Raw genomic sequence first — 9,709 nt, 5'->3', positions numbered from 1 at the left:
GAGGACAGGATTCGAACCTGCGTGGGGTTGCCCCCTAACGGTTTTCAAGACCGCCCCGTTATGATAACTTCAGCCTCTCCCCGACCTTAAAATGCACTGATAGCACTAGGGCGGCCGCCTCCTCTTTTTTTATCCACTCCCAATTCCTCCTGAAGAACTACTTGTTCAATAACAACAATAATAAATTGAAATAAAACGTATACAAATAAATATAAAATAATAATAACAGTTTCTGCATAACCCTAACATAGCAAGCGATCAAGAAAATAGAAAAAAGCACGCCAAATGGTCAGCGTGCTTGAATGTCACACTTTTTTGTCCGTTTTTAGTACCTCCAAACTCAAAAATCTAATTCCTAAAGGATGCTAAGTCTCTAACCTCCACCACAAATGTACCAAGATCGACCGACTCGTAACCGCAAAGAGTTTAAATTACTTAACGCAAAACATTAATAATCATTTGTTGCAGCAACTTGTTTCTCGTATTCGCCCTCTTCACTTTCCATTACAATAGTCTTAAAATATTCGATAATACCTCCAGGTAGATTATAAACGAAAATACTCTCTTTTAGTATCGGTCGTAATACTTCTTCTGCTATCTCCCAACGAATATCATTTAGCATTTTTTCCATAACCGAATAAAGAGATTCCGCACCTTCTATATAATGTAGTTTTGTCTCTGGTTTAACTTTTGTGAAATGATCTTTTACCTCTGGGGCAACACCTTCCGTTGCCCAAATTATCCCTTGTGTAGGCCTATAAATCCCGACACGTCCACCAAAAGCATAAGCATGCCCCATTGAAAACTGTGAGTCTTTGAGCTCAAACATAAGTAGTCTACCGCTTATTGATACAAATGCATCAATCTCATCAGGTCCGTCAGAGACATTGACTAGGATATCATCCATTAAAATTCCTAGGGAATCTAATACTTCGATTAAATTTATCGTCATCCAATTATTTCCGTTCATCATTTTGTTTGCCATATCTGTTGTAGACAAAATTTCCTCAACCATTTCTTCATTAACTGGTTTACCACATTTACACTTCACACCATGATCTCCCATAATATCAATAATCTCTCGATTTGGGACCCTATTGACTTGTTCCGAATTTTTTTTGCAGATAACAGCAAATTCTGATTTCACAATTCCTAAATCAATTAATGTTTGTATCACCTCATCAATATCCTTTACTTCACTTAATTTCATAACAAAGTCTCTCCTTAACATTCCGCCACCAGTTGCTTTCAACATTTTTACAACCTGATTAATTTTCTTGTCACTAAGTTTCTTAGCTACAATAAAATCACTTTCAGAATAGCTCGGTGATGAGAGCTCTTTCGAAAGTTGGTGGAAATGTTCGTTTACATGCTTAACATACTTCCAATCAGTTATTTCTGGTATATTTTTAACAAACTCATTTTTAATTTCATCAATTTCTTCAGTCGCATCCTCTAAAGTCACAATCGCTAAGGATATCTCATATGTCTTATTTGATCTAGACTGGTCAATCTCGTTTTCAGCATTACTATAACTGACAATACAAAATCCACCTTGTTTGTTAATTCTAAAAACCGTGCTCCAAGTTACATCGGGAGTCATGCTAATTCTATTTCTCATAAATTCAAATTCGCGGAAGATATGCCGTTGTATTCCTACACTGTTCGAGATCGAAGGATTCGGAACACCAAACAATTTGTGAAGTTCCTCATGAGCATCATCTATTGCAAGGTGGTACCCCATTTCTTTTAATGTACTCCTTATTTTATCTTTAATATTCTTCAAATGTATTTGGTTGGTAATGTATCTATCAATACGAATCATTACTTTTCCTCCATTTTCAAAAGAATCGTTAGCATCACGCTTATTATATTACAAATTGACACATATTTCTACATGATTTCTACCTATTGTTATCAAAAATTTTACACAACTCAATCTAGTCAATTTTGAAGGTAATGATTTGTATCCCGTACTTCCAATCGCCAGAGGAGTAGATCGCTCGGAAATCTTCGCTTTGACAAGAAACTATTTGGACTATTAAAGCGAAAACTAGTCTACCGATTCCCAATGCCCGTTGTTCTTTCTACCTAACGTCTCGTCTTTTTTTCCTATTCGTTGGTATCCCGATAAAAACAAAAAACGCCACAGTCTACCTGTAAACTACCCTAACGAACTCATAACCTCAGTAAACCGATAGTCCCAACAGACTATCATGCAGACTAATTGCTATTACGGTCTAACAACAAACTGTGGAAAAGCGCTTCAAAGCCATACGTATCAAGTTTGGCGGAGAGGACAGGATTCGAACCTGCGTGGGGTTGCCCCCTAACGGTTTTCAAGACCGCCCCGTTATGACCACTTCGGTACATCTCCCGGAAGAAAGGCTACGAAGGCCGCCGTTATTGGCTTTGTAGCTGAATGCGATTCTCGAAGTATTGGTTGGATGTGTTGGACTCCAACGGACTCCAACGTAAAGTAGGTCATGCGGTGTAGGCAAGAGGTAAACCGTATTAATAATTGAAGGTACGATCACATAGGTAGTCGTATTTCAGCATACAATAAAGCCTCGGACACTCGGCACGAAGCTAGTTAATTTCATCCGATCCATCCTCTCATTTTGCCCTTCACAATGTTCATCTGCCGCTTCCCCCACAGACGCGAGCAGACGAACGACGGAATCCTAGTGTGGCTACACCCGTTCTTGGTTGGCGTAGATCGTGCTGGTGACGTTATTCGGCCCCCCGAACGTCATCGTTCTGTAAAGCTCGCCGTTGATCGCGACACTCAGGACATCTCCGTTCACCTCGACTTCGACTTTCCCCCAATCAGTCAAAGCCTCATGTTTTTGCATACGTTCTCACCTCCTTTCCCGCTCTTAGGCATCGTCTATCATCAGATCGAACCGTTTGTACTTGCGACAAAAATCAAACAGAGATAGGTTTTGGAGGTTCGCGAAAACCTCTGGGTAGCTCTCCGCATCCTCGCCAACATGAAACAACGGAGCGACGCATTGAACCAACTCATATTCCCCATTCGTCAACAAGTCCACGAAACAAACCTCGACGCTCCCCTCGATGATCGTCAAGGCCGCCCGATCCGTGACGAGCATCCCTGAAATTTTGTAATCCTCCTCGTCTCCTGACCAGCAGATCGTGACGAGGTTCACACCCTGTATCTCGCCCATTCTATTGTCTACGAGCTTACGATTCGACACGTTCTTTCTCCTTCCGTACCACTGAGAAGAGTCTTGATATCAGCGGCGTTGCCACGATACGTTTCGCGAGTCGGTGAAGCGACAACGACTCATCCGGTGCCTTGGCTTCTTCGGTAGACGCCTCCGCCGCCTCACACACAAGAATGTAGCAATCCTCAATGCCTTTCTGTTTCAAAAACTTCTTCACGGCCCATTCGTGGTGAGCCTTCATGAACGCATGTTCGCGGTTCACCGCCAAGATTTCACAGACGTAGTGACCATTCACGTAGACCTTGAACCACTTGTCATTGTCCGCCCAGAACACGAGAGTCACCGTCACAGTATCCCCGATCTACGCAAATGTACGAAGAGGAAGTCGTGGCTGCCGGTGATGAGCTCCCATGCTTTTTCGTTTCGATCTCCGTTCTTCACGATTTCCGTAAGCATGGACGCCGCTTGGTACAACTCGTCCAGTTGCACCTGCTGCTTGAAAATCGGAATGGCTGACTCCAGCAGTTGAATCACTCTAGCATACTCTTGACGGTGCAGATAGACGGCCGCCATGATGAGGTTGGCTCGACCGATCAGGCGATGATTTTCGAGCTTCCTGCGGTCATTCAGGGCAGTATCGTCGTACTTGGTGAGTGCTGACTGTTCGATGCCTGTAAGGAGTCCCAATGCTTTCAAGCAGTAGACTTGACACTGTTCGTAGTCCCGCACCATCGTATAAATTTGTGCAACGTCCAAGTACAAGCCCGCTTCCTTCTGCGGGTCTTCCACGGCGTAGATTGTCGCCATTTTGAGCAGAACGGCGATGGAGTCCGACCAGTTCTCCTCGTTGGCCTGCTCCATGATCATCAGCCGTTTGGTCTCGCGGTAATTCGTGATACGACCCGCCTCTTGGAGCAATGCGATTGCCTTGTTTGCGAGGTCAATGCAAAGCTCCGGCTCTCCTTCCGCATAGTGAAGCTCCGCCATACGCTGGTAGAGGACGCCAATTTCCTCGACGTTTTCGGTCAGCTGGTTGTAGACCTCCAAGGCTTGCTTGTAAAAAGCATTCGCCTCCTCGTACCGATGAAGCCGTTTGTTCAGATCGGCGAGGTGTACCAGAATCTTGCCCTCCAACAGCGGGTCCTTCGTATGGAGTTCATACGTATCCCTAGCGTTGTGTGCGGATCGCAAGGCTTCGAAGTACATCAGGTTTCGCTCAAACGTCTCGCTCAGGTGAAGGTGGATATGAACGAGTTTGTACTGATCGCTCTTGATCGTGGAGCGAGAGTATTCCTTCACCAAATCCGTGAGCAATCGTATGGCTTCGTCGTAGTCCTCCGATTCCCGGCAGCAGATCGCGAGGTTCAGTTTCAACTCTTTGAATGGAATCCCGTCGTCAAGTTGTTCCGCCTCCATCAGTTCACGAAAAACGGGCTGGGCGGAGCGGTACGAACCCGTCGCCATATGTGACACGGCCAATTTGTATCCTGAGAGTTGCATTTTATTGAATGTCAGACCCTCAAACAATTTAGACACAGGAGTCTCCAACTTCCTTGCGATGGCCGCGACCGTTGCATAGCTCGGGAGTGCTTTTCCTGACTCGACCTGCGAAATCATGGAGGGCGTGAGGATGCCTTCCGCGAGTTGGGTTTGGGTCAAGCCTTTCGACATTCGCAAGTCCCGGATGCGTTGGCCTAGTGTGATGTACCCTTCCTGTAGCATGTTTTTATCATCTTCACTCGAAATATCCATTTCAAGCTACCTCCTGTCACGCGAAATAAAATTGCCAGCATAGGGATCTCCCTACACTGGCAATTGTAATAAATATATCAGTATTATTAAACATTAACGTTCATTACTTAAAACTTATATATTACAGAATAGGTTGTAAAAGATAACAGTTGCTAATCTCATTGTGCGAAAGTAGTATGACAGACATAGAGGGTTGAAACATCGAAGCCTCATTGCCAAATGTGTTTCTTCTCCCCTATGATGGTGTACTCAACGTCCATACATTTTCGCCTTTCATGGGCGACCGAAATGAGCTCCGGTGCTTGACGGATCGGGCGGATACTGTCAACTTCGCAAATGAGCTTTTTCATAATCGGAATTGGCCTCCCTATTAAGCATCAGCCGCTTGCATTCCAGCAGCACACCCTCAAACGGGGCTCATTCCGTCCTTTTTGCAATGAAAAAACCGCCTAATGGCGGTTTCGAGAAATTAAGATAATGGAGCAATCATTGTTGGCCCAGGGCCTGCTTCTGCTGCTACTTGATTCACAGTTGAGTGATCTACACTTATTCCCCCGTACAATAGACCACAAAACAAAATTGACAGAAGGGCAACTTTCTTCAATTTCCTTCCCCCTATTGAGCGATTGCGTTTTCCTAAAAAAAGGGAACAGAATTGGATATTTATTTGATTGCAGGCTTACTAATAAGGTGCGGCTCAGGCCCTACGTCGATTGCTAGTAATGCCCCCGGCGAATTCCCACCAACCTTGTAAGCTGTTAAGGAATTATGAGATATGCTATCGGGTTTTGTCCCTACATCAATCGCCGTTCGATTACCCGAACTCTCACTTGATGTGACCCCGAAAAAAAACACCCCAATAAAGGCAGCACCAGTGAGTACAGCGATCATTTTTTTCATTTAAACACCCCTCCTCGGACGCAACATGTCTAAGGCTTTCTTGGAGAGAAGATAAGCTGATTCATGCTCGCCCTTTTTGTGTAACGCCTCAGCGGATATCTCCAAATTATACGCACTCTCCGCATGTAACCCCATTTTATCACACATTTCACTTGCCGTTTGTGAATCCAGAATGCATTGATCATAATTTTCCTTCCGGAGATTGTACATCGCTTTCGCTCGAAAGAAATCCGCAAGCAAATATTCGTTCTCCTCTTTTAACAATACTTTATACTGTTCCGCTTGTGTCAAATACTTCTCCGCATTCTGAATCTTATTTTGAGTCATACAAACAATTGCTGCCCTCGCCGAAGTGTAAACACACATACCGATATCTTCACATTTATGAAACGCTTCAATTGAAGCGTCGAATTTTCTAAGGGCCTCTTGAGTATCAACTTGGGACTCAACGTAAAACGCAAAATGTTGGATTGCAATATTAGCTTCGCGAGTCAAGTTCAAGCCTTCGTAAATAGATCGTGCTTTCGTAAGATATTCTACATTGCCAGTCGCCATAGCAAGGGCGAACAGTGTATCTGCTAATTTATTCATTTGAGAAGTCGAGTTGTAGAAATCATATGCCTCCTGTAGATACCGACGTCCATCTCCCTTGAAGCCAAGTTGATTGCAGGTGATCCCCATGTTGTATGCAACCCTTGCACCCAAGAGGCCAAAACCGGGGAGCTTTTTGCTCACTCTATACCCGTTTTCATATGAAGAGTATGCCTTTTCGAAGTCACGTAGTTGGAAATACGCAGTTCCAAGTTTATTATGTAGGGCACATAAAATATCGTCACCTACAGTCTGCTGTACCCCCTGTTGATCGACAAACGGTGACAGCACATGGACAGCCTCGTCGTATTTCTTTGTCTTTACCAACACTTCTGAACGACTGATCAGAAGGTCAGCACGCTGATGCTCCAACAAATCCTCTTGCTGATCCAACCCGTCTATAAGTTCAAGAGCATGATAGAAATCACCCTTTTCAATATAAACTCGAATCATGTCGATCTGGAAGTTAGCCTCCATCTGCGACTCTTGAATCCCCATGATCTCGCGAAGGGGAACCCCTAACCTTTCAGCTAACTTTCCCCACATTTCAGCAGAAGGGTATTTTTTATCGTGCTCAATCAAGCTAACAACAGTTTGAGAGCACAATCCCTCTGCAAGCTCCGACTGCGAGAATCCCTTTTCGGTTCGAATTATCTTAAATCGTTGCCCGATTGTCATAGAAGAATCCAGTAACAATTGCTACACCCACCTCTAGATGGTCAATGTTTTCCAATAAATATGATAACAGATATATTATTAGGTGTATAGGTATTTAAACTAACCCGATACAAATTCACGATATGTGCCCCCAAAATGAAAAAGCACACCGATTAGTCAGCGTGCTTACACGTCACTTCTTGTCCGTTTTTACGAAAGTCCGATCTACTACAAACCTTGTAATGATACGGCCTCGCCTCGATTTTGGTTCATTCCGTATGACATGGGCCGGACTGTTATCTAACGGCCTCAATCGCCTTTTTGAGATCGTTTTGGCACGGCGTGACTTACCTCATTGTGGTCTGTATGTTGTCGTGGCCCATCAGCTCCTTGACCTCGTTCAGAGGCCGCTCAGCGTCCACCAAGCGCTTCCCGAACGTGTGACGCAGCGAGTGGCACGAGTGTTGCCCGTCTAGCTTCTTGCCGTCAGCTGATCGCTCCAACAGGCCGCAACGCTCTAGACCGCGTGGTCATCTTGCCGGAGCGTTCGGTGACGAAGAGATAGTCGCTCTCTACGTGGAATGGTTTCTCGCTGGCGTTCCTAAGGGCCAGCCACGTCTTCAACGACTTTTTGAGTTCGGGGTACATCGGCACGACACGGAACTTCCCGCCTTTGCCGTCCATGACGGTCACGATCTCGCGCCGGAAGTCAACGTGCGTCAGCTTCAAATTACAGACTTCCTCGACACGCAGCCCCGCCCGAAACATCGTATAGAAGATCGCCCGGTCTCTAGCTGATTTGAAATCGATCTTCTCCGTCTCTAGAGTGTATGACAGCCGGTTGATCTCCTGATCGGTCATCCACTTGGGGGAAGAGACCTGCTGGACGCGTCTCATACGTACCTTACTGGCTGGATCGGCGGCGATGTGCCCCACTTCAACGGCCCAGCCGAAGAACGTCTTCAACGTCGCCAACGCCTTGTTGATCGTGGCGGGCTTCTGCTCCAACGTGTTCATCAAGTACGAGCGGTAGTCCTGAATCGTGATCGTCGTCACGGCCACCAGTTCGAACGGCGCACCCCTAAAACGCGACATAGCAACGGAACTCTGGAATCATTTCCTGACACTGTAGTACAATTGTGCCATTGCTTGGGAGGTGGGCCATTCGTGACGATCCTATACGTTGGCCAGGTGTTTCTCATTTTGCTTCTTGCTTCTTGCGTTCATCATGAAACGGTACTTCTCCAAAGAGAAAGTCCTGACAGAACGATTGCTGATCGAAGCGATAGGCACAACGTCGTTGGTTCTGCTCATTGAACTAATCAGAAGGACATTCATTTGACGGATTCAAAGGTCAAGCCCCTCGAAATAATATCCCGACTGAGGGAACCACCCACGCCGCCATACGTACACCAAGAGGGTTTACCTACAGGAAAAAAACGCCTTACAACGCCCTCCGACGGAAAGGATGTAATCGGTTATGAATGATACCGTACAATCGATCTGCTATAATTATGCGTCTGACGCATTACGGCGTGAGATCGCCTTATTGCTGCATCGGATTTGGCCGGATGATAGTCTAATGACATGTGGAACAATTCCGACGACTCATGATGAAACACTGAATGCACGTTCATTTCTTTCCTATGTAGATGGACAGTTGGTCAGTTATGCCGGTGTGGTGCACAAAACCATTAATCACAGCGGACAAACATTCAACATTGCTGGACTTAGCTGTGTGGCGACTGACCCCGATTATCATGGTCAAGGATTTGGTATGCGTACAGTCGCTGCAGCTACTCGATGGATCGGAGAGCCGGGCGACACGGATATCGGTCTCTTCACGTGCGAGCCGTCTTTGGCCTATTTTTATAAACGTGCTGGCGATTGGCCAGTCGTACCGGATGTAAAACTCATTGGCAGTTGTGATGAAGGTGCCTTATCCAGCGACTCTTTGCAGGTTGTTGTTTTGATGCGCCTGTTTTCAGCGAAAGCCCACGCCTATGAGTCGATGTTGCGACATACGACAATCGATCTTGATCTTCCAGTTGGCAAATTCCTATAGCGAATGGAAAAGACCCCTTCGTCGACGAAAGGATCACTTTTCCAAACAAATCAAATTGGGTGGGTGCCCCGACGCCCTAGTTAATCTCGTTACAATCCTCTGTTCGAGAGGACAAAGATGAACGCGACCACAAAGATCACCAACGCCACAACCGAGAATCCCGTCAATAGATCAACGGCAAATCGCGAGAAACCATATCTGTTCGTGCTTCTCTCCAGAGCCTGGATTCTCCCCTCAAGATCGACGATCCTCTCCTCAAGAGTCTTATTGTTGTCTTCCAACTTCTGCACCTCCAAACCTAAATTCATTGCGTTTACATCTCTTTGACCAGTTGCGAACGCAGAGGATAATATTTTTCTTTTATTGTTGAACATTCTCTTCATTAACACATATTTCCTTTGTCGAATTTTGACTTGCCTCACAATTAGTTCTGTAAACCTACCTATCCTTTCGACCAACAAAAAAACGCCACAGGCAACATCCCTGTGACGCTTACGTATCAAAGTTTGGCGGAGAGGACAGGATTCGAACCTGCGTGGGGTTGCCCCCTAACGGT

11 protein-coding genes and 1 tRNA gene are annotated in these 9,709 nt (G+C 45.5%); 1 reads left to right on the top strand and 11 read right to left on the bottom strand.

All coding sequences use genetic code 11. The annotated features are described in order from the left end of the window. Positions 1-448: 448 nt before the first annotated feature. The 10 genes from EL26_RS22500 to EL26_RS22465 all read right to left on the bottom strand — a co-directional run bounded on the left by EL26_RS22500 (position 449) and on the right by EL26_RS22465 (position 8,183). Complete coding sequence (locus tag EL26_RS22500; protein WP_038094604.1) at positions 449-1,825, bottom strand: hypothetical protein; 1,377 nt, start codon at positions 1,823-1,825, stop codon at positions 449-451. A gap of 463 nt (positions 1,826-2,288) precedes the next feature. Beyond that, positions 2,289-2,377: transfer RNA gene (locus EL26_RS22495), tRNA-Ser, on the bottom strand. A 316-nt stretch (positions 2,378-2,693) separates the two neighbouring features. Next, complete coding sequence (locus tag EL26_RS25665) at positions 2,694-2,855, bottom strand: hypothetical protein (protein ID WP_161780784.1); 162 nt, start codon at positions 2,853-2,855, stop codon at positions 2,694-2,696. 24 nt (positions 2,856-2,879) lie between these two features. Next, positions 2,880-3,218, bottom strand: coding sequence for a hypothetical protein (locus EL26_RS22490; RefSeq protein WP_038094602.1), 339 nt, complete (start codon positions 3,216-3,218; stop codon positions 2,880-2,882). After that, positions 3,205-3,531: a hypothetical protein gene (locus tag EL26_RS22485; protein ID WP_038094600.1), complete on the bottom strand. Its 327-nt coding sequence runs from the start codon at positions 3,529-3,531 to the stop codon at positions 3,205-3,207. The genes EL26_RS22490 and EL26_RS22485 overlap by 14 nt, the downstream gene beginning before the upstream one ends. Positions 3,532-3,533: 2 nt before the next feature. Continuing rightward, positions 3,534-4,940, bottom strand: a complete 1,407-nt coding sequence (locus EL26_RS22480; protein WP_038094598.1) for a helix-turn-helix domain-containing protein — start codon at positions 4,938-4,940, stop codon at positions 3,534-3,536. A 663-nt stretch (positions 4,941-5,603) separates the two neighbouring features. Next, the gene (locus EL26_RS22475; protein ID WP_038094596.1) at positions 5,604-5,840 is read right to left on the bottom strand and encodes a hypothetical protein; all 237 of its coding nucleotides are present in this window, start codon (positions 5,838-5,840) and stop codon (positions 5,604-5,606) included. Beyond that, positions 5,841-7,127 (bottom strand): helix-turn-helix domain-containing protein, encoded by a 1,287-nt coding sequence (locus EL26_RS22470; protein WP_038094594.1) that lies wholly within the window; start codon positions 7,125-7,127, stop codon positions 5,841-5,843. It lies immediately after the preceding gene. A gap of 308 nt (positions 7,128-7,435) precedes the next feature. Next, on the bottom strand, positions 7,436-7,591 hold the full coding sequence (locus tag EL26_RS26550; RefSeq protein ID WP_274518918.1) for a tyrosine-type recombinase/integrase: 156 nt from the start codon (positions 7,589-7,591) through the stop codon (positions 7,436-7,438). Beyond that, complete coding sequence (locus EL26_RS22465; RefSeq protein WP_052036718.1) at positions 7,575-8,183, bottom strand: tyrosine-type recombinase/integrase; 609 nt, start codon at positions 8,181-8,183, stop codon at positions 7,575-7,577. The genes EL26_RS26550 and EL26_RS22465 overlap by 17 nt, the downstream gene beginning before the upstream one ends. A gap of 385 nt (positions 8,184-8,568) precedes the next feature. Here EL26_RS22465 and EL26_RS22460 point away from each other — a divergent pair, with 385 nt between their 5' ends. Next, positions 8,569-9,153, top strand: coding sequence for a GNAT family N-acetyltransferase (locus EL26_RS22460; RefSeq protein WP_038094592.1), 585 nt, complete (start codon positions 8,569-8,571; stop codon positions 9,151-9,153). A gap of 89 nt (positions 9,154-9,242) precedes the next feature. Here EL26_RS22460 and EL26_RS22455 read toward each other — a convergent pair whose 3' ends face one another. After that, complete coding sequence (locus EL26_RS22455; protein ID WP_038094590.1) at positions 9,243-9,536, bottom strand: hypothetical protein; 294 nt, start codon at positions 9,534-9,536, stop codon at positions 9,243-9,245. Positions 9,537-9,709: the final 173 nt, after the last annotated feature.

This window comes from Tumebacillus flagellatus, from assembly GCF_000714935.1.
GTDB classification, from domain to species: Bacteria; Bacillota; Bacilli; order Tumebacillales; family Tumebacillaceae; genus Tumebacillus; species Tumebacillus flagellatus.
Note: the sequence above shows the minus strand (reverse complement) of the source record. Positions and strands in the feature narration are given on the sequence as shown.

Bases quoted from the DNA above. Each gene is read 5' to 3' on its own strand.
- EL26_RS22480 (WP_038094598.1), bottom strand. From the start codon at position 4,940: ATGGATATTTCGAGTGAAGATGATAAAAACATGCTACAGGAAGGGTAC.
- EL26_RS22500 (WP_038094604.1), bottom strand. From the start codon at position 1,825: ATGATTCGTATTGATAGATACATTACCAACCAAATACATTTGAAGAAT.
- EL26_RS25665 (WP_161780784.1), bottom strand. From the start codon at position 2,855: ATGCAAAAACATGAGGCTTTGACTGATTGGGGGAAAGTCGAAGTCGAG.
- EL26_RS22475 (WP_038094596.1), bottom strand. From the start codon at position 5,840: ATGAAAAAAATGATCGCTGTACTCACTGGTGCTGCCTTTATTGGGGTG.
- EL26_RS22465 (WP_052036718.1), bottom strand. From the start codon at position 8,183: ATGTCGCGTTTTAGGGGTGCGCCGTTCGAACTGGTGGCCGTGACGACG.
- EL26_RS22460 (WP_038094592.1), top strand. From the start codon at position 8,569: ATGAATGATACCGTACAATCGATCTGCTATAATTATGCGTCTGACGCA.
- EL26_RS22455 (WP_038094590.1), bottom strand. From the start codon at position 9,536: ATGAAGAGAATGTTCAACAATAAAAGAAAAATATTATCCTCTGCGTTC.